Origin of the sequence: Sporosarcina gallistercoris (genome assembly GCF_014836415.1) — a bacterium.
Lineage (GTDB): Bacteria > Bacillota > Bacilli > Bacillales_A > Planococcaceae > Sporosarcina > Sporosarcina gallistercoris.
This window is the reverse complement of sequence record NZ_JACSQY010000001.1, coordinates 318,590-344,297: the sequence shown is the minus strand read 5'-3', so window position 1 is coordinate 344,297 and position 25,708 is coordinate 318,590. Positions and strand designations below refer to the sequence as shown.

Annotated in this window: 26 protein-coding genes and 1 riboswitch; of the genes, 20 read left to right on the top strand and 6 right to left on the bottom strand. The window is 43.9% G+C overall.

Going from position 1 to position 25,708, the window contains the following annotated elements; all coding sequences use genetic code 11:
• The first annotated feature begins 68 nt into the window (after positions 1 to 68).
• The 6 genes from cotE (at position 69) to hfq (ending at position 7,344) form a co-directional block, all read left to right on the top strand.
• The gene (gene cotE / locus H9659_RS01750) at positions 69 to 617 is read left to right on the top strand and encodes an outer spore coat protein CotE (protein ID WP_191688519.1); all 549 of its coding nucleotides are present in this window, start codon (positions 69 to 71) and stop codon (positions 615 to 617) included.
• A gap of 124 nt (positions 618 to 741) precedes the next feature.
• Positions 742 to 3,306 carry a DNA mismatch repair protein MutS gene (gene mutS / locus H9659_RS01745; RefSeq protein WP_191688180.1) on the top strand — a complete coding sequence of 855 codons (2,565 nt, stop codon included), beginning with the start codon at positions 742 to 744 and terminating at the stop codon, positions 3,304 to 3,306.
• 15 nt (positions 3,307 to 3,321) lie between these two features.
• The gene (mutL, locus tag H9659_RS01740) at positions 3,322 to 5,202 is read left to right on the top strand and encodes a DNA mismatch repair endonuclease MutL (RefSeq protein WP_191688179.1); all 1,881 of its coding nucleotides are present in this window, start codon (positions 3,322 to 3,324) and stop codon (positions 5,200 to 5,202) included.
• Between the two features lie 16 nt (positions 5,203 to 5,218).
• On the top strand, positions 5,219 to 6,133 hold the full coding sequence (locus H9659_RS01735; protein ID WP_191688178.1) for an alpha/beta fold hydrolase: 915 nt from the start codon (positions 5,219 to 5,221) through the stop codon (positions 6,131 to 6,133).
• Positions 6,130 to 7,089, top strand: coding sequence for a tRNA (adenosine(37)-N6)-dimethylallyltransferase MiaA (gene miaA, locus H9659_RS01730; RefSeq protein WP_191688177.1), 960 nt, complete (start codon positions 6,130 to 6,132; stop codon positions 7,087 to 7,089). The genes H9659_RS01735 and miaA overlap by 4 nt, the downstream gene beginning before the upstream one ends.
• 30 nt (positions 7,090 to 7,119) lie before the next feature.
• Positions 7,120 to 7,344, top strand: a complete 225-nt coding sequence (hfq, locus tag H9659_RS01725) for an RNA chaperone Hfq (RefSeq protein ID WP_191688176.1) — start codon at positions 7,120 to 7,122, stop codon at positions 7,342 to 7,344.
• Between the two features lie 23 nt (positions 7,345 to 7,367).
• On the opposite strand, the gene H9659_RS01720 is transcribed toward hfq, so the two are convergent.
• A complete protein-coding gene (locus H9659_RS01720; protein WP_191688175.1) occupies positions 7,368 to 7,973 on the bottom strand; it encodes a trimeric intracellular cation channel family protein in 606 nt (201 codons plus the stop codon).
• 118 nt (positions 7,974 to 8,091) lie between these two features.
• On the opposite strand from H9659_RS01720, the gene H9659_RS01715 reads away from it, so the two are divergent.
• Positions 8,092 to 9,357 carry a methionine gamma-lyase family protein gene (locus H9659_RS01715; protein ID WP_191688174.1) on the top strand — a complete coding sequence of 422 codons (1,266 nt, stop codon included), beginning with the start codon at positions 8,092 to 8,094 and terminating at the stop codon, positions 9,355 to 9,357.
• Between the two features lie 213 nt (positions 9,358 to 9,570).
• Here the strand turns inward: H9659_RS01715 and lexA are convergent, their stop codons facing one another.
• Positions 9,571 to 10,191, bottom strand: a complete 621-nt coding sequence (gene lexA / locus H9659_RS01710; protein WP_191688173.1) for a transcriptional repressor LexA — start codon at positions 10,189 to 10,191, stop codon at positions 9,571 to 9,573.
• A gap of 187 nt (positions 10,192 to 10,378) precedes the next feature.
• Between lexA and H9659_RS01705 the strand changes: the two genes are divergently transcribed.
• The 6 genes from H9659_RS01705 (at position 10,379) to H9659_RS01680 (ending at position 14,822) form a co-directional block, all read left to right on the top strand.
• A complete protein-coding gene (locus H9659_RS01705) occupies positions 10,379 to 10,693 on the top strand; it encodes a LysM peptidoglycan-binding domain-containing protein (protein WP_191688172.1) in 315 nt (104 codons plus the stop codon).
• Positions 10,693 to 11,352 carry a YneB family resolvase-like protein gene (locus tag H9659_RS01700; RefSeq protein WP_191688171.1) on the top strand — a complete coding sequence of 220 codons (660 nt, stop codon included), beginning with the start codon at positions 10,693 to 10,695 and terminating at the stop codon, positions 11,350 to 11,352. The genes H9659_RS01705 and H9659_RS01700 overlap by 1 nt, the downstream gene beginning before the upstream one ends.
• Before the next feature lie 65 nt (positions 11,353 to 11,417).
• Entirely contained in the window at positions 11,418 to 11,651 is a 234-nt protein-coding gene (locus tag H9659_RS01695; protein ID WP_191688170.1) for a DUF896 domain-containing protein, read from the top strand.
• A gap of 107 nt (positions 11,652 to 11,758) precedes the next feature.
• Positions 11,759 to 13,765, top strand: coding sequence for a transketolase (tkt, locus tag H9659_RS01690; protein WP_191688169.1), 2,007 nt, complete (start codon positions 11,759 to 11,761; stop codon positions 13,763 to 13,765).
• A gap of 209 nt (positions 13,766 to 13,974) precedes the next feature.
• A complete protein-coding gene (gene sirA / locus H9659_RS01685) occupies positions 13,975 to 14,421 on the top strand; it encodes a sporulation inhibitor of replication protein SirA (protein ID WP_191688168.1) in 447 nt (148 codons plus the stop codon).
• A gap of 155 nt (positions 14,422 to 14,576) precedes the next feature.
• Positions 14,577 to 14,822, top strand: coding sequence for a YneF family protein (locus tag H9659_RS01680; protein WP_191688167.1), 246 nt, complete (start codon positions 14,577 to 14,579; stop codon positions 14,820 to 14,822).
• Between the two features lie 77 nt (positions 14,823 to 14,899).
• Here H9659_RS01680 and H9659_RS01675 read toward each other — a convergent pair whose 3' ends face one another.
• Both H9659_RS01675 and H9659_RS01670 read right to left on the bottom strand, forming a co-directional pair.
• Positions 14,900 to 15,826 (bottom strand): alpha/beta hydrolase, encoded by a 927-nt coding sequence (locus H9659_RS01675; protein ID WP_191688166.1) that lies wholly within the window; start codon positions 15,824 to 15,826, stop codon positions 14,900 to 14,902.
• A 13-nt stretch (positions 15,827 to 15,839) separates the two neighbouring features.
• On the bottom strand, positions 15,840 to 16,742 hold the full coding sequence (locus tag H9659_RS01670; RefSeq protein WP_191688165.1) for a hydroxymethylglutaryl-CoA lyase: 903 nt from the start codon (positions 16,740 to 16,742) through the stop codon (positions 15,840 to 15,842).
• A 117-nt stretch (positions 16,743 to 16,859) separates the two neighbouring features.
• Between H9659_RS01670 and H9659_RS01665 the strand changes: the two genes are divergently transcribed.
• The 4 genes from H9659_RS01665 to H9659_RS01650 all read left to right on the top strand — a co-directional run bounded on the left by H9659_RS01665 (position 16,860) and on the right by H9659_RS01650 (position 20,070).
• A complete protein-coding gene (locus H9659_RS01665) occupies positions 16,860 to 18,044 on the top strand; it encodes an acetyl-CoA C-acetyltransferase (protein WP_191688164.1) in 1,185 nt (394 codons plus the stop codon).
• 22 nt (positions 18,045 to 18,066) lie between these two features.
• Positions 18,067 to 18,318, top strand: coding sequence for a YqkE family protein (locus H9659_RS01660; protein ID WP_191688163.1), 252 nt, complete (start codon positions 18,067 to 18,069; stop codon positions 18,316 to 18,318).
• A gap of 60 nt (positions 18,319 to 18,378) precedes the next feature.
• The gene (menC, locus tag H9659_RS01655; protein ID WP_191688162.1) at positions 18,379 to 19,488 is read left to right on the top strand and encodes an o-succinylbenzoate synthase; all 1,110 of its coding nucleotides are present in this window, start codon (positions 18,379 to 18,381) and stop codon (positions 19,486 to 19,488) included.
• Positions 19,489 to 19,554: 66 nt separating this feature from the next.
• Entirely contained in the window at positions 19,555 to 20,070 is a 516-nt protein-coding gene (locus H9659_RS01650) for a YhcN/YlaJ family sporulation lipoprotein (protein WP_191688161.1), read from the top strand.
• A gap of 42 nt (positions 20,071 to 20,112) precedes the next feature.
• Here H9659_RS01650 and H9659_RS01645 read toward each other — a convergent pair whose 3' ends face one another.
• Entirely contained in the window at positions 20,113 to 21,207 is a 1,095-nt protein-coding gene (locus tag H9659_RS01645; RefSeq protein ID WP_191688160.1) for a branched-chain amino acid aminotransferase, read from the bottom strand.
• A gap of 197 nt (positions 21,208 to 21,404) precedes the next feature.
• Between H9659_RS01645 and H9659_RS01640 the strand changes: the two genes are divergently transcribed.
• The 3 genes from H9659_RS01640 to H9659_RS01630 all read left to right on the top strand — a co-directional run bounded on the left by H9659_RS01640 (position 21,405) and on the right by H9659_RS01630 (position 24,717).
• Positions 21,405 to 22,523 carry an NAD(P)/FAD-dependent oxidoreductase gene (locus H9659_RS01640; RefSeq protein WP_191688159.1) on the top strand — a complete coding sequence of 373 codons (1,119 nt, stop codon included), beginning with the start codon at positions 21,405 to 21,407 and terminating at the stop codon, positions 22,521 to 22,523.
• Between the two features lie 70 nt (positions 22,524 to 22,593).
• Positions 22,594 to 22,695, top strand: a riboswitch (purine riboswitch).
• A 148-nt stretch (positions 22,696 to 22,843) separates the two neighbouring features.
• Positions 22,844 to 23,428: a xanthine phosphoribosyltransferase gene (locus tag H9659_RS01635; RefSeq protein ID WP_191688158.1), complete on the top strand. Its 585-nt coding sequence runs from the start codon at positions 22,844 to 22,846 to the stop codon at positions 23,426 to 23,428.
• Positions 23,425 to 24,717 (top strand): nucleobase:cation symporter-2 family protein, encoded by a 1,293-nt coding sequence (locus tag H9659_RS01630; RefSeq protein ID WP_191688157.1) that lies wholly within the window; start codon positions 23,425 to 23,427, stop codon positions 24,715 to 24,717. The genes H9659_RS01635 and H9659_RS01630 overlap by 4 nt, the downstream gene beginning before the upstream one ends.
• A gap of 59 nt (positions 24,718 to 24,776) precedes the next feature.
• On the opposite strand, the gene H9659_RS01625 is transcribed toward H9659_RS01630, so the two are convergent.
• Positions 24,777 to 25,679 carry an aldo/keto reductase gene (locus H9659_RS01625; protein WP_191688156.1) on the bottom strand — a complete coding sequence of 301 codons (903 nt, stop codon included), beginning with the start codon at positions 25,677 to 25,679 and terminating at the stop codon, positions 24,777 to 24,779.
• Positions 25,680 to 25,708: the final 29 nt, after the last annotated feature.

Genomic DNA, 25,708 nt, shown 5'->3' with positions numbered 1-25,708 from the left:
TCCGATTTTTTCACTTTCTGGGCTCCTGTTGCATAGGATGTAAAGAAGTCCACGAAGGAGGAAGAAAACTGAAGAATCTACGACAAGTCGTTACGAAGGCAGTGATTGCAAAAGGGAAGCAGCGTACAGAAAAGGAAGTCACGCTCCTTCCGCCAAACCGCCCTTCCAGTATTCTTGGCTGCTGGGTCATCAATCACACCCATAGTGCCAAAAAAACTGGCTCATCCATTGAAGTAACCGGTAAATTTGATGTCAACGTCTGGTACTCTCATCACGATCATTCCAAAACTTCAGTATTCACGGAGACAGTGACGTACAAGGACAAAATACGTCTGCGCTATCGGGATGAACCCTCGTCTTCAAAAGAAGAAATTCGCGTCGAAGTGCTGCAGCAACCTAATTGCACAGAGGCAATCATTTCGGATTGTAAAGAAAAATTCCTAATCAAAGTGGAACGGGAGCTCGTGGCGGAAGTGATCGGTGAAACAAAGGTCATGATTACAGTCCATCCAAATGACTTTGAAGAAGAGTGGTCCTTCGATGATGAATCCTCACACCATCAGAGCCATGCAAACGAAGGCGGTTCAAGAGCAGCAAAAGACAATTCGCAGTTTTAAAGCCGAAGCTTGTTTTCGGCTTTTTTTCTTTTTTAAGGAATGAAAGCTACAGCTCTTTCGTAAACGATAGCAGCGATCTTCTGTTATACTTAAGGAATACTATTTAGGCTGTGAGGGAAATAGAATGACAACACATACACCAATGATGCAACAATATTTACAAATAAAATCTCAATACGAAGACGCCTTCCTCTTTTTCAGATTAGGTGACTTTTATGAAATGTTTTTTACGGATGCGACGGAAGCATCTCACATACTTGAAATTACATTAACAAGCCGTGAAGGGGGAGAATCTGGAAGAATCCCAATGTGCGGGGTGCCTTACCATTCTGCTCAAGGCTACATAGAAACACTGGTCGGCAAAGGTTACAAAGTTGCGATTTGTGAGCAAACGGAAGACCCGAGACACGTTAAAGGAATTGTGAAACGGGAAGTCGTAAAAGTCATCACACCGGGGACAATCACTGAAGGTAAAAATATCGACGCACACTCCAATCATTTCATAGGATCATTCGATCGGATTTCTGAAAACGTTTGTGCGTTTGCATATGTGGACCTGGCAACCGGTGAAGGTACAGTGGAACACATTCAAGGTGACGAAAGTGCGCTTGCTGCTGCAGTGGAGTCTCTTGGTATGAAAGAAGCAGTTGTCGATGAACAAATGCAGCTAATGCTCGGGGATATCAGTCAAAATAAAGGAATTGTCTTATCTCTTTGTGACCGGGAACTTTACGAACCTCATGGAAGAGAACTCTTCGAAGCGATACCAGAAATGGCAACAGGTGCGTGTCAACGTCTTATCGCCTATCTTCAGCAAACACAAAAGACAAGTTTGGAGCACTTGCAGCCCTTTAAGTTTCTAGCCCGGGAATCCAAATTGACGATTGACGCCAACTCCATGCGGAACTTGGAGCTTGTGCAATCGATCCGTTCTGGAGGGAAAGAAGGAACATTATTCTGGTTGCTTGATGAAACCAATACCGCTATGGGTGCACGTAAATTGAAAACTTGGATTCGCCAACCGCTCGCAGACCGCTTAGCAATCGAGCACAGATTGGAAACGGTTGCCGAGCTGATCGATGCATACTTTTTAAGAGACGATCTAAAGCAAGCTCTGCGTGAAGTGTATGATTTGGAGCGATTGGCAGGAAGGATTTCAATGGGAAGCGCGAGTGCCCGAGACCTTGCACAGTTACGCAATTCACTTCGAACAGTTCCTGCTTTGAAACAACAGCTAGCAGAATCCGGCCACTCTAATTTAGTGGAGTTTTCAAAGCGGATCCATCCATGTGAAGGCCAATGTGCAGTGCTGGAGTCGTCTATTGCTGAGGCACCCCCTCTTTCAGCAAAAGAAGGAGGCGTCATCAAAGATGGATACAATGACAAGCTGGATACGTACCGGGATGCCTCCAGGAACGGTAAACTCTGGCTTGCTGAACTAGAACAGACAGAACGGCAGAAAACCGGTATTAAAGGATTGAAAATCGGCTACAATCGAATTTTCGGCTACTTCATCGAAATTACGAAATCCAATTTGCATCTTGCGGATTTGACACGCTATGAACGTAAACAGACATTGGCAAACGCTGAGCGCTATATAACACCGGAGCTGAAAGAAAAAGAAGAACTGATCCTAAGTGCAGAATCCGAAAGTCTGGATCTCGAGTACACATTATTTGCGGAAGTACGGGAACAAATGAAGCAAGGGATCGAACAAATCCAGCAACTTGCTTCTGTACTAAGTGAATTGGATGTTTTGCTCGCGTTCGCTGAAATCTCGGAATCACAAAGTTATGTGAAACCCATTTTCTCAGAAGATAAGTCGCTTGATATCCGAAACGGGAGACATCCAGTCGTCGAAAAAATGATGGACCACTCGCTTTATGTACCGAACAGCTGCAAGTTAGCTGATGATGCCAACATGCTATTAATCACCGGTCCTAACATGTCTGGTAAAAGTACTTACATGCGACAAGTCGCGTTGACGGTAGTCATGGCACAAATCGGTTGTTATGTTCCTTGTGAGTTTGCATCACTGCCGATCACTGACCAAATTTTCACGAGAATCGGTGCTGCGGACGATTTGGCATCAGGACAAAGTACATTCATGATGGAAATGCTGGAATCTCAACAAGCGATATTGCATGCCACAGATCGAAGCCTATTGCTGTTCGATGAAATCGGAAGAGGAACCTCCACATACGACGGTATGTCATTAGCGCAAGCGATGATGGAATACATTCATGACAAAATCGGTGCCAATACACTGTTCTCAACACACTATCATGAATTGACCGCTCTCGATGAACAATTGGACAGACTTGCGAATGTCCACGTTGCAGCTATGGAACAGGAAGGGAAGGTCGTATTCCTTCATAAAGTGATGGCCGGTCCGGCAGATAAAAGTTACGGAATCCACGTTGCAGAACTTGCGGGCTTACCGTCTGATTTACTACAGCGTGCGAGGGAATTATTGGAAGGCTTTGAGAACCAAAAAACTACTGAAAATATCCAACTTCCATCGAGTGAACAAATAAGTTTCTTTGACTTACAATCCGAAGAACCAAGTTCTATGCAATCTGTTGAAGAAATAGAAATTCTTAAGAGTCTGAAAGCTATGGATTTAGCAAATACGACACCGCTTCAAGGGTTGCAGCTACTATTTGAACTAAAAGCCAAACTGAAGTAAGGAAGGAGTGAACCGATGGATATCATTAAGGTGATGGACGAACCATTAGCAAATAAAATTGCCGCTGGAGAAGTTGTAGAACGACCTGCATCCATCGTGAAAGAGCTGATTGAGAACTCAATCGACGCAGGGAGTACAACGATTGAAATTACATTGGAAGAAGCAGGATTGACGAGTATCCGTATAACGGATAATGGAAAGGGTATGACAACGACAGATGCAGTTCGAGCGTTTGAGCGGCATGCAACGAGTAAAATCGATAATGAGCATGACCTGTTTAGGATCCGTACGCTTGGTTTTCGCGGAGAGGCGCTTGCCAGTATCGCAGCTGTTTCGAAAGTGCATCTTTGGACGTCTGACGGAGTTAGCGGTACGGAAGTGGATATTGAAGGCGGAAAGGTCATGAATCATCGTGCGGCATCCCTCCGTCAAGGAACGGATATTACAGTGTCACAAGTATTCTTCAACACACCTGCTCGATTGAAATACATGAAAACCATCCAAACTGAACTAGGTCATACGATTGATCTAGTTAATCGACTTGCAATCAGCCACCCGGATATTGCATTCCGTTTAGCTCATGGTCAGCAACTATTATTGAAAACGTCAGGATCGGGTAACTTGCAGCGCGTATTATCCGATGTATACGGGATTACGGTAGCTAAAAAAATGATTCCTTTTCAGGCTGAAAATTCAGACTACAAAGTGAGTGGTTATGTGACGTTACCTGAAATGACACGAGCGTCTAAAAACTACATGACCGTCTTGGTTAATGGCAGATGGGTTAAAAGTTATGCTGTGAATAAAGCTGTTTTGGAGGCATTGCATACGTATTTGCCGATTGGCCGGTTTCCAATCATTGTATTGCGTGCAGAAGCGGATCCATATCTGACTGATGTCAATGTTCATCCTTCAAAGCAATACATTAAAGTGAGTAAAGAAGGAGAACTTTTAGCTGCGGTGCGTGAAGGTGTCCATGCGGCAGTGAAGAAAGCGATCATTGTTCCCGACGCAATCGTGAAGGAGAAGAAAAAAACCATTACACCTAGCGTGCAGGAATCGTTTTGGAAGCATCCCGAACGCAGAGCGGAACCAGTACAAAGTTTTCAAACGACAAGTAATTATCCTCCCCGACAACAGCCTTCTTGGACAGTCGGAGAGCAATCCTCAAGGGAGGATTCGACAATCGACCCGGACGGACAGGCGCAAACTGTTGAGGCCAGCGAAACAGCTAATGCTGATGAAGAATTTGTTTCATTCGGTAGTCAAGAGGAAGTTGCAAAACCTCTCGATCACTCCGAACCGAAATCATCATTTCCGAAGCTTTTACCCGTGGGACAAGTCCACGGTACCTATATCGTGGCACAAAATGAGGACGGCTTTTATATGATTGATCAGCATGCTGCACAGGAGCGCATTAAGTATGAGTATTTCCGTACGAAAATCGCAGAAGTGGATCATGAAGAACGTCAAATGCTGTTAATGCCTTTGATTTTCCATTACTCAGCAGATGAGCAACTGAAGATAGAAGAACGGCTGGATGCATTAGAGGATGTAGGCATTTTCCTTGAACAATTCGGACCTTCCTCATACACCGTAAAAGAATACCCTTCCTGGTTCCCTGCTGCTGAGGCCTCTTCGATTATTGAAGAAATGATTGAACAAGTTTTGCATACCCGGCAAGTGAACATTGCAAAATTACGGGAAGACACGGCAATTATGATGAGTTGTAAAAAATCCATTAAAGCGAATCATCATTTGACTATGGAGGATATGAACCGCTTACTGGATGATCTCGGAAAGTCGGAAAATCCGTATACATGTCCCCACGGCCGACCTGTATTAATTCACTTCACAACGTATGAACTTGAAAAAATGTTCAAGCGAGTGATGTAAAGGAGGAGGAATGGAGATGGACGAACAGCTACTTACGATGTCTGATGGCGCTATACTTGATACCTATACTTTGAAACCTTCTGGAACTCCGCGCGGACACATGTTTCTTGTTCATGGCATGGCCGAGCATATAGGTCGATATGAGTTAGTGATGAACGAGCTTGCGCAAGCGGGATACGTTGTAACAGGTTTTAATCAGCGAGGTCACGGCCCGCGAGCACAGGATTATGACCAACTTGGTGATTTCGGAGATGGAGTTACGTTTGATCGATTGGTTGAAGACGTGCTTGAAGTGATGGATGCCTTAAAAGTGGAGAATCCTGACTTACCTCGTATCTTGTTCGGGCACAGTATGGGATCGTTCGTTGTACGTCGTTTTTCACAAAAATATGGAGCTGAAATTGACGCGCTCATTTGTTCAGGAACCGCTGGAAAACCTGGCTTGACAAGAGTAGGCGGAAGTCTATTAGCTTCCATCTTATCCATCAAGGATGGTCCCGATGCACCGAGTGACCTTCTCGATTCCATTGGTTTTGGCGGATATAACAAAAAAGTCGCTAACCCGGAAACGAAGTTCGATTGGCTTTCTACAGATCGACAAACCGTACATGATTATATTGAAGATCCCCTTTCAGGTGCGGTATCCACGAATCGTTTTTTTTACGTCTTATTTGACGGATTAAAACGAATCAGTACGACATCCGCTTATGGATCCGTTCCTAATAAACTGCCTATACTTTTGTTTGCAGGGACAGAAGATCCTGTAGGAAATATGGGGAGTGGAATTTTTGAGGCAGCAAAAATGTACACAGATGCTGGCGTTGAAAACGTCACAGTGCATCTCTTGGAAGGCGTAAGACATGAAGCTTTGCAAGGACCTTCCAGAGAACCAGTTTTGAATATGATGAAGCAGTGGGTGGAGAAACTATGAATCATTCAGCGGATGTAATAGCGATTGCGGGTCCGACAGCTTCAGGAAAGACCGCCCTTGCAGTGGGGCTTGCTCATTGTCTTGGTGGGGAAGTGATAAATGGGGATGCGATGCAAGTCTATCGAGGTCTGGATATTGGAACAGCTAAAATCACCTCGGACGAGATGGAAGGAATTCCACATCACTTGTTTGATATCAAATCTCCGACAGATATGTTTTCGGCAGCGGAATATCAGCAAATCGTCCGTGAAAAGATTTCAGAGATCCAATCCCGTGGAAAACTTCCTATACTAGCTGGGGGCACTGGATTATATATGCAGTCCGTGCTTTTTGACTACCGGTTCACAGAAGCAGCCGCCAATCTGGAAGTACGGAGCCGCCTAGAAGACGAGCTCGAAACACTAGGTGCTAAGCGTTTATATGAACGCCTGCTTCAACGAGATCCCGTGAGCGCTGAGAAAATTCATCCGAACAATCACCGGCGACTCATAAGGGCTTTAGAAATCCTGGAAGTGAGCGGTGAGACGAAAGCGAATCACGAAGCGGATCAAGGGGCAACACCGATGTATCGTTCTTTCATAATCGGACTCGAGCTGCCAAGGGAGCTCCTATATGAACGGATTGACCGGCGTGTCGACCTCATGCTGGAAAAAGGATTATATGATGAAGTGAAAGGTTTATGGGAACAAGGGATTCGTGATGTGCAGGCCGTTCAAGCGATTGGCTACAAAGAATTGTATCAAGCAATTGAGGGCACGCTGCCTATAGTGGAAGCTATTGAACTCATTAAAAAGAATACACGCCATTATGCTAAACGACAGATGACTTATTTCCGCAACAAGCTTGAAGTCAATTGGTATGACGCCACAATTGAGAAAAAACAGCTAGTTCAGAAAATATGTGACGAAGTAAAGGGATTTCAGTTGCAAATAGCGAATACAAAAAGCAAGCATTAATTGCGAATAAGAACTGTGGGGGGAAGCAAGATGGCAAATGCCAATATGCAAGATACGTTTCTGAATTCACTCAGAAAGAATAACACGTTTGTAACTATTTTTTTGACAAATGGTTTTCAGTTAAAAGGGATGATTAAGTCGTATGATAACTATACAGTTCTCTTAGAATCAGACGGCAAGCAACAACTCATTTATAAGCACGCAATTTCAACATATGTTCCCGCAAAACCGGTTATCCTGAAAGATGAGCAATAAAAAAAAGGCCATGATGGCCTTTTTTATTTTGTCAATAAAGAGCGCTGAGGCAGCTGCCAGTGAAACTTGATGGATAACATCCGTAAAGCCGCTGTAACGACTAGGAGAACATAAAGGGCAGCATCATGTATATACGTATCAAATCCTACAATCAGCCCAGCCAGTGCAGCCCATACCGCATATATGTCACTTTTAAAGACGAGAGGCTGGCGTCCTGCAAGTAAGTCACGAATGACTCCTCCTCCTGCACCAGTTAGAACCGCAGCGGCTACTACAGCAAACAGGGACATTTCCATTTCAACAGCCATTAAGGCGCCTTGGATTGCAAAGGCGGCCAGCCCGACTGCATCAAAATAAGATCCCCATCTATTCCACGTCTTCAGTAAATATCCTGAAAAGAAAAAAATGACTGCTATGAGGATTGAAGCAACTGTAAAAAACAGTTCCTGTCCCCATAGGACCGATACGGGCACCCCGATAAATACGTTACGGACTGCTCCACCGCCAAATGCAGTTACCATTCCTAAAATATAGACTCCAAACATATCAAAATCTTCTTCCATCGCCACAATCGCACCTGATATCGCAAAAGCAGCTGTACCGATCAGACTAAACACATCCCATGTCACTTCAAAGATCCCCCGTTCAACACGTTTTAAGAGTAACTGAATGCGTCTTCCGTTTACCGAAAGCGTTCTACCTGCTAAAATGGACAATGAACCTAAGGTATAGATTGGAGCATCCTGAATGAGTATACAGCAATTGAACGATGAAATCTTAAATCGTGCAGAAAAAATCGAAACCGAGCTACAACCTTTTGCAAAAGCTACAGAACGCATCGCCTTTTTGAACCAAAAGAAAGTGTTGGCGGCGTTTAGAAAAAATCAAGTGAGTGACTTTCACTTAAGCGGTTCCACGGGATATGGATATGATGATGCCGGCAGAGAAGTGCTTGAGCAATTATACGCCGATGTATTCGGTACGGAAGCAAGTTTAGTACGCGGTCAAATCATTTCAGGAACTCACGCGATCGCAATCAGCCTTTTCGGCGTTTTGCGTCCAGGAGATGAATTGCTTTATATCACAGGGAAGCCCTATGATACATTGGAATCGATCGTATCAGGAGGGGGGCAAGATACTGGGTCTTTGCGGGACTTCAACATTGGCTACCATCATGTGGATTTGCTGGAAGATGGAACTGTCGACTTTGAGGAGGTGGAACGACGAATTACTCCTCACACAAAAATGATCGCGATTCAGCGCTCAAGAGGATATGCTGATCGACCATCGTTCACAGTATCTGAAATTGCTGACATGGTGCAGAGAATAAAAGCGAACCATCCCGAAATTATTATATTTACAGACAACTGTTATGGTGAATTCGTCGAAGAGCTGGAGCCGACTGATGTAGGCGTGGATCTTATGGCAGGATCATTGATTAAAAACCCAGGTGGCGGTCTTGCTCGCACGGGAGGGTACATTGCTGGCAGAAAAGATTTGATTGAAAAATGTGGGTATCGTATGACGTCACCTGGTTTAGGTGCTGAAGCAGGCGCATCGCTTGATACGTTGCGGGAAATGTACCAAGGCTTTTTCTTAGCCCCCCATACCGTGAGCCAAGCTGTAAAAGGTGCTCAATTCACTGCAGGAATGCTTGAATCCTATGGGCTTGTGACATCTCCTCATTTCTCTGTCCAACGTACAGATTTAATTCAATCGGTCTCGTTCCAAAATGCAGAGCAAATGATTGCATTCTGTCAAATGATCCAAGCGAACTCGCCGATCGATGCACACGTTAGCCCCGTACCATCTTATATGCCAGGCTATGCAGATGATGTGATCATGGCAGCAGGTACTTTCATCCAAGGTTCCAGCATCGAGTTGACAGCTGATGGCCCTATACGTCCGCCTTACACTGCATACGTCCAAGGCGGTCTCACTTACGAACATGTAAAAGTAGCTATCCTCTCTTCGATCGAACGCCTGATCGAACTTGAACTGATCAAGCCATAAGGCGGATGAGGGAGTGGCTGTGAATGGATTGTAAAGTTGAGCAAGTGCTCATAAATCACGGAAACCGCTCATAAACTCGAGAAACCGCTGATAAATCATGAAAAGTGCTCATAACCATACTCAGCCCTGCCGAGCAGCATGACCTCCACCAACTATAAAAAACTGCGTATCCGTCATCAGCTGATGACGGATACGCAGTTTTTATTTACAAAATTAGTGGATCGTCCGATAAACACCGACGACCTTACCGAGAATCGATACATTCTCAATGATTATAGGATCCATTGAAGAGTTTTCTGGCTGCAAACGGAAGAAGTCTTTTTCTTTAAAGAAACGTTTCACTGTTGCTTCATCTTCCTCAGTCATTGCAACCACAATTTCCCCGTTGCTGGCAGTATGCTGCTGTTTCACGACAACGCGATCACCATTTAAAATACCAGCTTCAATCATACTGTCCCCTACAATTTCCAACATATATAAGTTATCCTCCGAAGTCCCGAATGTATCTGGAATCGGAAAATATTCTTCGATATTTTCAATTGCAGTAATGGGAATACCTGCTGTTACTTTACCGACCAAAGGAACATGAAGGACGCCTGTTTTTAACTCGTCCATTCCATCCTGATCCAAAATTTCGATAGCGCGGGGCTTCGTGGGGTCACGTCTGATGAGACCTTTGCTTTCCAGTCTAGCTAGATGGCCATGAACAGTTGAGCTGGAAGCAAGTCCGACAGCTTCACCAATTTCCCTGACGGAAGGCGGGTACCCCTTTTTTTGAACTTCGTCTTTAATGAAAGTCAGGATATCCTCCTGTCTTTTGGAGATCTTTTTCAATATGTTCACCTCTTCACTTTTTTTGCAGCGGACGTTGCTCTGCGGGATGTTTCTATGAAAATAGTATAACAGGTGTTCGTACGCATAGCAAACAAAGGTTCTAATTTTTAGTGTTGACATACAAACCTTTGTTCGCATATAATAAAAACATAGAACCGAACGTACATTCTGAAAGGGGAAATCATCCATGGTACTAATTAAGAAAAATAAAAATATCGTAGCTGCATTCGTATTGTTTTCAGCACTTACATTCGTCCTAATCCACAAACTTTCTGTTCCACAAGACATTATAGAAGTAACTGTCGTTGAAGGGGATACGCTTTCTGAACTAGCAGAACGCTATGCAGGAGACACGGCTCCTGATCGTTGGATGCGGGAAGTGGCGACACTGAATAATTTAACTGATTCTGATATTATTGCAGGGGAAGACCTCAAATTGCCTGCTCATATCGATTTGGAGGTTGACGACACTCGCCTTGTTCTGGCGGAGGAGGAGAGATAATGGGCAAAAGAGGCAATTGCGTCTTGTATTGTAGAGTAAGTACAGAAAAAGATACTCAAGAGCTTTCACTCTCACGCCAATATGAAGAACTGACAACGTTGGCGGAGACATTGGATTTTAACATAGCTGCATCATTTTCTGACAAACACAGTGGATATGAATTGGATCGGGATGGTTTATTGGATCTATTGGACCTTGTCAAAGAGGACTCCATCGATGCTGTTCTCATTCAGGACGAAACCCGACTCGGCAGAGGTAATGCACGTGTTGCAGTTTTACATCTCCTTGCAAAAACGAATACTTCCGTCTTTACGAATCATGACAATGGCCCATTGGAATTGAACGAAATGGACTCCATGCTTCTTGAGATACTAGCGATAGTTGAGGAATATCAGCGTAAGCTGCACAACGCTAAAATTAGACGGGGGATGAAACGGGCGGTTGAAGCAGGATACCGGCCTCAACGTAATTTACGCAATCAAGGTAATACGGAAGGCAGAGAACGTGTTGAGGCACCTGTTTACGAGATTGTTTCATTGCGTGAAAAAGGACTGACATTCGAAGAAATCACTTCTGTCCTTAAAGGACTTGGTCATCACGTGAGTAAGGCGACAGTACATAGGCGGTATCAAGAACATATTGCACAACAGGAAGGCTAATTGGTTGCACTTCCTTCCGATTTTGTTTACGTTCTTATTGACGAAGTCGAACTGGAGGGAACGTTATGTTAGAAGAAAATAAGATAAAACGTATTAATGAACTTGCCAAAAAGGCGAAAACATCAGGTCTTTCCATTGAAGAAGCGAAAGAGCAATCCCAGTTGCGCAGTGAATATTTGAAAACTTTCCGTTCCACAATGAGAGACACCATCGAAAATGTTAAAGTGGTGGACCCTGATGGAAATGATGTAACTCCTGAAAAAGTGAAAGAAGCTCAAAACAAGAAGTTTCTAAACTAAGCACTACACCATTCTTTCTGACCGCAGTTTGTATTCCTGCGGTTTTTTCATTACAATGAATGAGGAATCTAGTTTAAATAACAGAATTCGAAAGGGTGTAATTACCGATGACCAACACTATTGATCAACTGGCGATTAATACGATCCGGACTTTGTCGATCGACGCTATCGAAAAGGCAAATTCGGGCCATCCAGGCCTTCCTATGGGTGCTGCACCAATGTCGTATGTACTTTGGACACAGCATATGCACCATAATCCATCAAACCCATCTTGGTTTAACCGGGATCGTTTTGTATTATCGGCGGGGCACGGCTCGATGCTGCTCTATAGTATGCTCCATTTAAGCGGTTATGATCTGCCGATGGAAGAGCTGAAAAACTTCCGTCAGTGGGGATCTAAAACACCAGGCCATCCTGAATACGGTCATACAGCTGGAGTCGAAGCGACTACAGGACCGCTAGGACAAGGTATCGGAATGGCTGTCGGTATGGCAATGGCTGAAAAGCACCTTGCGGCCACGTACAATAAGCCAGGTTATGAGATTGTCGATCATTATACGTATGCTCTTTGCGGTGATGGAGACTTGATGGAAGGTGTGGCAGCTGAAGCAATTTCACTCGCTGGTCACCTGGAATTGGATAAACTCATTGTTCTCTACGACAGTAATGACATTTCACTAGATGGTGAACTGGATATGTCTTTCACAGAGAAAATACAAAAACGTTTTGAATCCTATGGATGGAATTACATTCATGTTGAGGACGGAAATGATACAGCTCATTTGTCTGAAGCAATTGAACAGGCTAAACGTAATACGGGCGGCCCGACACTGATCGAAGTGAAAACTGTCATCGGATATGGCTCGCCTAACAAATCGGGTAAGTCGGATGCTCATGGCGCACCTCTTGGTGAAGATGAGATGAAACTGACAAAAGAAGCGTACAAGTGGACGTTTGAAAAGGATTTCCACGTACCTGAAGAAGTGTATGAGACATTCAAGACTTCTGTACAGAAACTTGGTGTGGAAGCTGAATCCGAGTGGAACAAACTGTTCGATGCTTATGCGAATGAGCATGCCGAACTTGCCACACAATTGAAAAATGCTATTGATGGAACAGACAAAGCTGCAGTAGAAGAGCATCTGCCTGTTTATGAAGCAGGCAAGTCCGTTGCAACGCGTTCCGCTTCAGGTGATGCCATCAATGCGATTGCGAAGGCTCTTCCATCATTCTTCGGAGGCAGTGCAGACCTAGCGGGTTCTAATAAAACTGCTATCAAAGGAGCAGGAGACTTCCTTCCTGGTAGTTTTGAGGGTCGCAATATTTGGTTTGGAGTCCGCGAATTCGCCATGGGTGCTGCTTTGAATGGAATGACTCTTCACGGTGGTCTGAATGTATATGGAGGAACGTTCTTCGTCTTTAGTGATTATGTACGTCCTGCAATCCGTCTATCTGCCTTGATGGGCATTCCTGTAACCTATGTATTCACTCATGATAGCATTGCTGTAGGTGAGGATGGCCCTACACACGAACCAGTTGAGCATTTGGCTTCTCTTCGTGCAATGCCAGGCCTGTCAGTGATTCGACCTGCTGACGCTAATGAAACTTCAGCAGCTTGGAATTTAGCTGTCACTTCAACGGACAAACCGACAGTTCTTGTACTGTCCCGACAAAACTTGCCGGTACTTGAAAAGTCAGCAGAATTTGCATCCTCAGGAGTCAGCAAAGGTGCGTATACCGTATCTCCGTCTAAAGCTGATAAGCCGGAAGCAATCTTGATTGCTACAGGTTCCGAAGTTAGCCTTGCAGTTGATGCACAAACTGTACTGCTTGAAAAAGGGATTGATGTCTCAGTTGTCTCTATGCCTTCTTGGGACCGTTTTGAAGAGCAGGATGCAGCGTACAAAGAACAAGTACTTCCTAAAGCAGTTACAGCACGTCTTTCACTTGAAATGGGTTCATCCCTAGGCTGGCATAAATATGTCGGAAATGATGGTGACGTCCTTGCGATCGATACGTTCGGAGCAAGTGCGCCAGGAGAAACCGTCATGAAAGAATACGGATTCAGTGTCGAAAATGTTGTTACAAAAGTATCTACTATGCTAGGTAAATAAGTTATGAAACTACGTAAACAGAGGCGAATTCAGCCTCTGTTTTTATTGTTTACACAACCCTTTATTTTTTATGCGGCCTGAGTTATCAAAGTTTCCATTGATTTATTTAAATAATTTGACATTTCGACATAAATAGTGATGTTCCATTCCGGGAAATGACAGCCTTTGCGGAAACCCTCCTGTACGATAATGTAAAGGAGTGGTCATACATGCGAACATATGGAATTTATAAAATCAAAGAAATGTACCAAACATTTGTCCTTGGACGTGAAAGGCTGCTATATGATTTACTGAGAGCAGATGGACGGGAGAATCACTTACAGGAAGTCCGATATTTATGCGATCGATTAGAAATTAGAGATGTAGAGCAAGCAATTATGAGTGAACTCGGAAAGAACTTCCATACGGTGGAAGCTGGAGATATGAAGTATACACTGACGCATCCATTGAAAGGCACGATTGATATCGGATTTTCCTCCCATGCTTTACATGCGGTTTGTCACGGGTCCCGAATGCTCGATTTAGATTTGTTCGTGGCCCTCTCCAGTGTGGAAGACCGATATTTCGCAATCATGGATGAAGCTGGCGAGTGGGGCTGGCTAAAACCGGTAAGGTATACATCTTCTCCATTAGAATCTCAATATGTATTCGTTTGATTAATCGCTTGTCGGAAAATATAATGTTAAATCCACTTATTCTGCAGCAGAAAACGTGAATCTGCTAACTGGGACGTTGCGTACTGGGGTTCGGATGCTGTATAATCCTTCTTGGTGGAAACACTTGGACTATTGCAGTAGGGGAGGTAGTACGTATGACTGTTTGGTGGATCGTTGGAATTATTGTTGCACTCGCAGCAGGAGTTGCCCTTGGTTTCTTCTTAGCTCGTCAATATATGATGAAGTATTTGAAAGATAACCCACCGATTAATGAAGATATGCTCCGAATGATGATGATGCAGATGGGGCAGAAACCTTCTCAAAAGAAAATCAATCAAATGATGGCTCAAATGTCTAAAGCATCTGAAAAAGATGCTAAGAAAAAGAAAGAAAAGCGTTGATATAATACGTGATTACGGCACTATGTCTGATAAAAATAACAACACCCGTTCAATGTAGTGACATTGAACGGGATTTTTTAATTCAAAAATCCATATTTCCTTAAGAATCGTTTGACCGTTGCTTCATATTCTTCCGGATTTTCATTAAAAGAACGGGCATGTGCACCTTTCGGGAAAAGTTTGATGGATTTATCCCCGTTTTTATGCGCATATAATTCTTCCGTCATGCTAGGCAGGATGAAATCATCTTCCAAACTATGAATGAAAAGCATCGGGTGCTCAACCTGAGCGATGACTTGTTTCGGCGATACCAAAGAAGTTGTATACCCATCCCGGATTTTTAGAAAGATGTTAGCGATTCGAATGACCTTCGCCGTCCGCAGCGGTGTAGTCGTTTTCAATATATGAAAAACCTGATCCGTGAAATCTGAAAAAGGGCAATCAGCTATATAAAAATCTGCTTCTTCCGGATAGGTCCCCGCTGTTAAAATCATCGTTGCTGCTCCCATTGACTCGCCGTGGATTCCGAGCAGTGCTCTTCGGCCTATACGCTCACGGACTGCTTGAATGATTGCTCGTAGATCCATTTTTTCATAGAACCCGAAACTCGTCGTTTTCCCGCCTGACTCACCATGACGCCGATGATCATAAACGACAGAATTGAATCCGAGACGTTCGAACATCCGTGCAAACTTCATGGAATTAATTTTGTTTTCAGTGACACCGTGGCAAATAATCACCGTTCTTGTAGTATCGAGCGGACGCAGATAGATAGCATGAAGTAAATAACCGTTAGGCGATTGAATGCGCATTGTCGTTTTCGGAACTGTCTCATACCAGTGCGCATCGAATCGCCTCGCGATGGATTCCCGTTTTAATACAACCTCTGCATCTTTGATTTTGAGAAACATCAAACGATTGGTAGCTAGGATGCCAAACGCTGTGATTACAGCAGTCGTAATGAATGTGACCCCACCTGTGATTGCAAGCAGTCGCTTTCTCAATAGATTCAGCTCCTTAAATCCTTCCGTTTTCATACAAACGGTACATGCCGGTCTCGATAGGGCGCGACACATGCGGCGCGATTATCTCAACTGCTTCACACACTTGTTTAACGTCGATACCTGTGGAGATACCTAGCGAATCGAGCATGTTCACCACATCTTCGGTCGCTACATTTCCTGTGGCACCGTCAGCAAATGGACATCCGCCCAATCCTCCAGCCGCCGTATCGAAACGATCCACTCCTGCTTGTAAAGACGCAAAAATGTTTGCGAGTGCCATTTTTCTGGTGTCGTGGAAATGAGCAGTTAGCAGAACTGAAGGAAATGATTGACGAAGTCGCGTGAAAAGCTCGTAGCTCTCGACAGGATTGGCCATCCCGACCGTATCTGCCACACTAAGTTCGTCTACTCCTAAAGCGACAAATTGTCTGCAAAGTTCGATACAGTCATCCACTTCGATTTTCCCTTCATATGGGCAATAAAATGCAGTAGAAATACAAGCGCGGACAAAAACACCTTCTTCTTTTAGCTTCAATAGAACAGGAGTTAGCGTCTCGACACTCTCAGCAGTCGTGCGGTTAATATTTTTCTGATTGAATGTATTACTGACACCTACAAAAACTGCGATGCTTTTAGCACCCGAATCTTGAGCGTATGCTACACCTTTCGCATTCGGTGCTAAGACAATCGAGCGTTCCGCTAAATCAGCCTGCTCCATAATCTCTCGTGCATCGCTCATTTGAGGTACCCATTTAGGGGATACGAATGAAGTGAGCTCCATTTCTGTGACGCCGGCTTTCTTTAATTGACGGATAAATTCGAGTTTTACATTTGTTTCAACCTGATTCTTCTCATTTTGCAATCCATCCCGTGGTCCAACCTCGATAATTGTCACTTTTTTTGGTAAACTGAACATACTATCCCTCCTACAGCCTATTCTAACGGACTGTAGCAGATGCAGGCAATTCATATGTGGGAATGTTCTGTATTTCATAAGGGGCGAGTCACGTAAACACAAATAGGGGGAATCACAATGCCAGAACAAATCGTAATTGCGAGTGCTGTTAGAACACCGATCGGCTCATTTTTAGGTACATTGAAGAATGTGAGTGCTACAGAATTAGGCGCTCTTGTCATTAAAGAGGCCGTAAACAGGGCTGGGCTGTCAGGATCAGATGTGGATGAAGTCATTATGGGGAATGTGCTTCAAGCAGGTCTAGGCCAAAATCCGGCTCGCCAGGCATCGATGAAAGCTGGACTTCCTGAACAGGTGCCAGCGATGACGATCAACAAAGTCTGTGGTTCTGGTTTGAAAGCCGTCCAGCTTGCACGGCAGGCGATTTTATCAGGTGATGCAGAAATTATCGTTGCGGGCGGAATGGAAAGCATGAGTCAGGCTCCATTTGTTTTGAAGAATGCACGTGAAGGTTTTAAGATGGGCGATCAGAAAATGGTAGATACTATGATTTCTGACGGTCTTTGGTGTGCATTCAACGATTATCATATGGGCAATACTGCCGAAAACCTGTGTGATCGTTACGAGTTATCACGCGAAGAACAAGATGAATTCGCTGCAAACTCACAGAAAAAGGCATCAGCGGCTCGCACTGCTGGAAAGTTCATAGATGAAATAGTTCCAGTTGAAATACCGGTACGGCATGGTGAACCTATCGTGTTTGAAGAAGACGAATATATTAAAGAAGGTACAACTGCTGAGAAACTTGCCAAACTTCGTCCAGCGTTTAAAAAGGATGGAAGTGTGACTGCTGGCAACGCTTCCGGTCTGAATGACGGAGCTGCTGCATTAGTGATCATGTCTAAGTCCAAAGCCGATGCACTAGGTATCACACCGCTTGCTACCATTACTGCGAATGCAAATGCAGGTGTCGATCCAGCAATAATGGGAATAGGGCCAGTACAAGCAGTGTCAAATGTATTGAAGCGTGCAAATCTCGCTTTAGAAGACATGGACTTGATAGAAGCGAACGAAGCCTTTGCAGCGCAATCGCTTGCCGTCGATCGCGAATTGAAGTTCAATCCCGAAAAATTGAATGTCAATGGCGGGGCCATCGCACTCGGACACCCTATAGGTGCTAGCGGTGCGCGAATTCTCGTGACATTGTTACATGAAATGAAAAGACGCGGCGCAAAACGTGGTCTAGCTACATTGTGCATTGGCGGCGGTCAAGGTGTAGCGACGATTGTCGAGCGACCGTAAGAAGAAAAGAGGAGAACAACAAATGGCGAAAAAAAGAAATCATCAACGTCCGGAAAGTAAACCGAAAGATGATGGAGCACTCCTTCTAGCAGATGCATTAGGGGAGGATGTGCTTTCTAAACTGAAAATCGCGAAAGAAGAACTTACTCAAGTGGAAGCCAAAGCTGAAGAAGCTCGCAAGGAGCTGGCCATCAAAGAGAAAAAAGAACGGGAAGCAAATAAAAGCTTTGCTGAATTACTGGACGAATACGAAGGGAAAACACGTAACTATTAACGAACAGAACCGCATGTGATTTTTACGTGCGGTTTTGTCAGTAAAGAAAGAAGAGATGAAATGATTATCCGTGATGTCATCATTCGGAAACTGGAAATGACGATGAAGAACCCATTTTCAACAAGCTTCGGAACGATGCAGACCCGACAATTCCTAATAATTGAAGTAGTCGATGAAAAGGGGAATAAAGGCTTTGGAGAGGGTGTTGCATTTTCCATTCCCTGGTATACAGAAGAGACCACAAATACTTCCATACATATGATCCGGGATTTCTTAGTTCCGATGTTAAAAGGAAGGACGATTCAACATCCCGACGAAGTGAATGGAGTTTTCAAATCCATTCGGAAAAATAATATGGCGAAAGCAGCGGTGGAATGTGCAGTATGGGATTGCTGGGCAAAACGTCAAGGGATCACACTAACAGAAGCAATCGGTGGAAAGAAAGAAAAAATTGACGTTGGGATCAGCATAGGACTTCAATCGGATTTCCAAGCGCTTGCTGAACGGATCCACCAGAGTTTGGAATCAGGATTTAAACGGATAAAGGTGAAAATAAAACCCGGACACGATATGAAGTTACTCTCGGAAATCCGTGAACGATTTCCTGACGTCCCACTTATGGCGGATGCCAATTCCGCTTACACATTGGATGACTTGGAGCTTCTGAAAAAGCTGGATCAGTTCAACTTGTTGATGATTGAACAGCCTCTTGCATCAGATGACATCGTGGATCATGCGACGTTACAAAAGCAAATTCGAACACCTATTTGTTTAGATGAAAGTATCCTATCTGCTGAGGATGCACGAAAAGCGATTCAGCTCGGTAGCTGCGGTGTCATTAATGTCAAAATAGGTCGTGTCGGAGGGATGACAGAGGCAAAACGTATTCATGATATTTGCCAGGAATCAGGAATTCCAGTCTGGTGTGGAGGTATGTTGGAAGCCGGTATAGGGCGAGCGCATAATATCGCACTCACCACATTACCGAATTTCACACTTCCTGGAGATACAGCAGGTTCCTCTTCGTATTGGGAGCGCGACATCATTTCTCCAGAGATCACAGTGGAAGATGGGACAATCACGGTATCTCAATTGAATGGAATCGGCTACGAAGTGGACTTGAACGAAGTAGAACGTCATACCACCCAACTTTTTGAAATTCGTCTGTAAAAGAAATACACATATTTTTTCTGTTTTTGTCCATACTGTCTGTAAACAGATATGGAGGAGAGACAAATGAAGAAATTTTGGATGGTATTCGCTGCCTGCTTACTGATGCTTTCGCTTGCTGCATGTGGTAAAAAAGATAAAAATACGGAGAATCAAACGAATGATACTGGGGTTGTAGAGAATGAAAATGATACGACGACAGATATGGACGGAACGAACGATGACACTGCTGATGATAATACCTTAAATGATCAAACTGTGGAGAATGCAGATGAAATTGCAGATGCTGTCGCAAGCTTGGAAGAAGTCGATCATGCAAGCGTTCTTAAGATGAACAACAGTGCATATGTGGGGGCAACACTTAAAGAAGGTGCTACAGCCACCAAAGAGCTGGAGGATAAAATTGCGGATAAAGCCAAAGAAGCAGGGGCAGATACTGACAAAGTATATGTATCCACAAACCCTGATTTCACGAAACAGATTGATGATTACAGTGATAAAATCCGAAATGGCGAACCTGTCGAAGGATTATTTACTGAAATCGGTGACGCCTTAAAGCGAATGTTCCCAGACGCTCATTGACCAAAAAAACAACCCGTCACTCAAATGTGACGGGTTGTTTCATTACATTGTTTTTACATATGATGGCGAAAGCTCTGTTATCCATTGAAGTGTATCTTCTTCATCGCCTAGTTGTATTTTCGTTAGCGTATCATAGATTTTCTTAGAGAGTGTACCCGTTTTACCATCATTTATAGTCATGATATTACCATTCCAGTTCAATTCACCGACTGGGGAAATTACAGCTGCTGTACCTGTTCCGAAAACTTCTTCCAGTTTACCGGCTGCATGTGCTTCAGCTAATTCTTGCATGGATATTTTGCGTTCTGTCACTGGGATGTCCCAGTGTGCCAGCAGCTGAATAATGGATTTACGTGTAATCCCTTCCAAGATACTCCCATTAATGGCAGGGGTGATGACTTCACCGTCGATCTTGAAGAAAATGTTCATACTTCCTACTTCTTCTACATACTTTCGCTCTACACCATCGAGCCACATGACTTGTGAATAGCCTTGTGCACTTGCGGTTTCTTGTGCTTTCAATGCAGACGCGTAGTTTCCAGCTGTTTTCGCACCGCCCGTACCGCCTTTGACAGCGCGGACAAATTCATTTTCCACTAAGATTTTAACAGGATGGATCCCTTCCTCATAGTAAGAGCCGACTGGAGATAGGATAATATAAAATTGATAAGTGGTCGCCGGAGCAACGCCTAAGAAAGCTTCCGTTGCAATGACGAAAGGACGAATGTAAAGGGAATTCCCTTCTAACTTAGGGACCCATTCTTCCTCAACTTTCAATAATTCAAGAAGTCCTTCGATTGCTTTCGCTTCATCCACTTGAGGCATGCAAAGTCTGTCTAATGAACGGTTCAGTCGTTTGAAATTTTCCTCGGGGCGGAAAAGACGAATGGAATCATCTTTTGCACGATATGCTTTCAACCCTTCGAATACTGTCTGGCCATAGTGGAATACGATGGCAGCAGGATCGAGAGAAATCGGTGCGTAAGGGACAATACGATGGTTTTGCCAACCAATCCCTTTGAAGTAATCTGCGATGAACATATGATCTGTGAAGTGCCGCCCAAATACAAGATTCTCTTCGTTCGGTTTTTCTTTACGGGAATCGGTAAGGTTGAAATCAATCTTAGATGTCGTCATGGCTTATTTCCCCTTTTCAAATAAAAGTAACTTGCAATTGATATATCGAATACTGCCATTATACGCCATTCTAATCAAAATGAAAGAATAGTCCGTATATTAATTTTATTACAATTTTGAAAACGATTACAGAGTCCTTGGTTTGAGGAAACTTGGCGACCGTTGTACACTGTAATTGAGAATAGGAGGGAACGCAGTTGGAACAGATCATTATAATAGGATCCGGAATCTTAGGATCATCCACAGCGTACGAACTTGCAAAACGTGGGGCCTCTGTAACAGTAATTGACCGAAATGATCAGGGAAGTGCGACGAGAGCAGCAGCTGGAATTATTTGTCCCTGGTTATCTCAACGCAGAAATCAGGACTGGTACAAACTTGTCCGGAACGGTGCTAAGCATTATAAAACCCTCATTCCTGAACTTGAAGCGCTCGGGGAGACCGAAACAGGTTACCGTCAAGTAGGGGCAATCAGTTTGTTTGCAGAGGATAGTAAACTTCAAAAAGCATACGAACGTGCGCTCACAAGAAGGGAACAAGCACCTGAAATCGGTGACATAGTAAAACTGACTCAAGCACAAACTAAGCAGTATTATCCTCCGATTGCGGAAGGATTTCAATCGATATACATATCCGGAGCTGCTCGTGTCGATGGACGACAACTTCAACAAGCATTGATCCGTTCTGCAAAACATTTCGGAGCAGTATTTCTGGAAGGAAGTGCAGAACTCCATAAAGACACAAACGGATCCATACAAGTTGTCTGTAACGGACAGATTCATGACGCTGACAAGATTATATTGACAACAGGTGCATGGCCTCCTGTATTTGGTCCACTCAGTATTCGTCTGAACGTTCGTGGTCAGAAAGCGCAAATTGTGCATATGGATCCACTCGATGAAAACAGTTCGAATTGGCCGGTTGTAATTCCACCGGGCGATCAGTATCTACTGTCACTTGATGACGGGCGAGTGATCGCTGGTGCGACACATGAAGATGAACATGTGTTTGAACCGACAGTCACGGTAGGCGGAGTTCAAGAAGTGTTATCAAAAGCCCTGAACGTGGCTCCAGGTTTGGAACATGCTGAATTGGTGGAAGTACGGACCGGGGTTCGTCCATTTACTCCAGGATTTTTACCTATCATTGGTCAATTACCTGAACATTCTTCTGTTTTAATCGCAAATGGACTAGGAGCATCCGGACTAACAGCCGGGCCTTATTTAGGGAGATTGCTAGCACAGCTGACTCTAGGTGAAGAGATGGAGCTCGATCTGTCACCGTATTCGGTAGAGCAAGCCATTGAACATCTTTAAAAGAATCCGCTAACATTTTTCGGGTTTCAGAATAGGTCTTGTTTTCTTGTTAGAGCATGCTATACTAAAGTCAAAATCGAATACATTCACTCATATAATGGCGGAAATATGGTCCGCAAGTTTCTACCGGTTTGCCGTAAACAAACTGACTATGAGGGCAACGGACTTGAGTAAATCTGGAGAACGACTACGGATTTTCGCTTGTTTACATCTGGTGAATGATTAGCCGTGATGACCTTTGCTCCACTCATAGATATGATTGGATGCGCGGGTCATACGGCTTTTTTGTATGTCCGCCATATCATTGAGGAGGAAATGCAATGCAACTGTTAAAAGATAAGATTATGAAAGAAGGAAACGTGTTACCAGGAGATGTCTTGAAAGTCGATTCCTTTTTGAATCACCAAATAGATGCCGAACTGATGCAAGCAGTAGGTAATGAGTTTGCAGAAAAATTCGCAGATGCAGGCATCACCAAAATCTTAACATTGGAGTCATCAGGGATCGCTCCTTCAGTTATGGCGGCTCTTCAGCTGAAAGTTCCAGTAGTGTTTGCACGTAAGAGAAAATCATTGACTCAGAACAGCAATCTATATAGCGCTTCTGTTTACTCCTATACAAAACAGGAATCCAACGAAATTTCGGTATCTGAAGCACATATCAATTCACATGATACATTGCTGATCATCGATGATTTTCTTGCAAATGGACAAGCGGTTCTGGGGTTATTGGAAATTGCAGAACAAGCAGGAGCGGCTACTGCAGGAGTGGGAATTGTTATAGAAAAAGGATTCCAACCAGGCGGCGCAATGTTGCGGGAAAAAGGACTTCGTGTAGAATCATTGGCAATTATTGAATCACTTGAAAACTTGCAAATCACTTTCAAGGAGGCTGTCGAACAATGAAAACGACGCTTCTAGGAATCCAACATCTATTAGCGATGTATGCGGGTGCCGTTCTCGTACCGCTCATAGTAGGCGGCGCAATCGGGCTTACACCCACTCAACTCACCTATCTCGTTTCTGTCGATATATTAATGTGCGGTGTCGCCACTCTTCTGCAAATTATGACAAACCGTTATTTTGGTATTGGACTTCCTGTTGTGCTCGGTTGTACGTTCACAGCTGTATACCCTATGATTGATATCGGGACAAAATTTGGATTATCTGCAATTTATGGATCGGTCATTGCATCCGGGGTTATTATTGTGCTCATAAGCGGATTCTTTGGTAAGCTTGTCAAGTTTTTCCCACCAGTCGTTACAGGTTCCGTCGTAACAATTATCGGAATTACACTAATTCCAGTTGCAATCAACAACATGGGTGGTGGACAGGGGGCAGCTGATTTTGGCTCAACTACTAATATCCTGTTGTCTTTCGGAACACTTGCATTCATTGTTCTCGTATACCGCTTTTCCACAGGATTTTTACGGGCGATAGCTATCTTAATTGGCCTGGTTGGTGGAACTATCGCAGCGATGTTCATGGGTGTAGTGGACTTCTCAGCTGTGGGTGAAGCATCCATGTTTCACGTAGCTCAACCGTTTTTCATCGCAACACCAACATTCCATTGGCAGCCGATTTTAATCATGACAATTGTTGCAATGGTATCTCTCGTCGAGTCAACAGGAGTATATTTTGCACTCGGTGATATTTGTGAAAAAGACATAAAATCTAAAGATCTTGCAAAAGGGTATCGTTCAGAAGGACTTGCATCTGTTATTGGAGGAATCTTCAACGCATTTCCATATACGACATTCTCTCAGAACGTCGGCCTTATTCAAATGTCTGGCGTGAAATCGAGAAAAGTTCTCGTGATAACAGCAGGCATGCTAATTGGATTGGGGTTCATGCCGAAAGTCGCTGCACTGGCTACGGTTATTCCAAACGCTGTTCTTGGTGGAGCGATGGTTGCAATGTTCGGCATGGTCGTTTCCCAAGGTATCAAAATGCTAAGCACGGTAGTTGTTAAATCACAGGACAATGCGATGATCGTTGCCTGTTCAGTTGGAATCGGACTAGGTGTGTCCGTCGTGCCGGAATTATTCGCAAAACTACCTGAGGGCATTCAACTGCTTACAAGTAATGGAATCGTTGCAGGCAGCTTAACGGCAATTACGTTAAATATTATTTTTAACATGTTACCGAAGAGAAAGCAGAAAAAAGTCGTTGTGTTAACTGAGCAAGAAGCGTAATAAAAGAGAGTGGGGGCTCAATTCAGCCTTCCACTCTCTTTTATACTTCAGTACCATATTCAAATCCGATGTTGGTCATATTTGTGCAAAGCGAGAAAATTAGTCAGGGAATCTACTGTCTCCCTACTAACTGGTGTCTCGTATGCGAGAACGGAATCCATCAGCTGTTCACGCGTCCGAGCACCGACTAATGTCGTCGCGACGGTAGCGTTTTGAAGACAAAACTGAATGGCGGCCGCGTGGAGATTTGTAGTCCTTTCCGTCAAGTTATATACGACCTCACTTAGTGCAGGTTGTTCATATTCAACAAACGAGTCGGTTTGAACCACACGTTGCTTCGCTTCAGCTGTCAGAAGACCTTTTGCAAGTGTACCTCGAGCGATAATAGAAGCGTTGTGGTCTGCAATCATCTGAAACCATTCTTCAGGTCGACGATCGAGCATATTATATTGCATCATGATGGAAATAGCATTACTTTCATTCAAAAACCGCTGTATCACATTCGGCCGGATTGATGAAATTCCATATTGTCGTATAATGCCCTCTTCTTTTAACCGCTCAAAAGCTTCAATCACTTCACCGGCATTGTCTTCCATCGTTCCGCCATGGAGCTGATATAAATCGATGTAATCTGTACCAAGCCTTTTTAGACTTGCTTTCACACCCTCCATTATATGTTCTTTTGAAGCATCCCAATGCCATGTTTTCCCGTCTGGGTTCATCTTATTACCGACCTTTGTAGCAAGAACGATTTCCTCTCTGCGATTGCGGATTGCATATCCGACAACTTCTTCATTTGCACCGCCATCATACAAATCTGCAGTATCAAAAAACGATATACCAGCGTCTAGGGCAGCTGCTACGACATGATCGACCTCATTTCTGTCAGTTGGCAGTGACATACATCCCAGTCCAAGCTCAGAAACAGAAAGACCGCTATTACCGAGTTCTCTTGTCTTCATCCAAACACCTCCATAATTCCCATGGTATA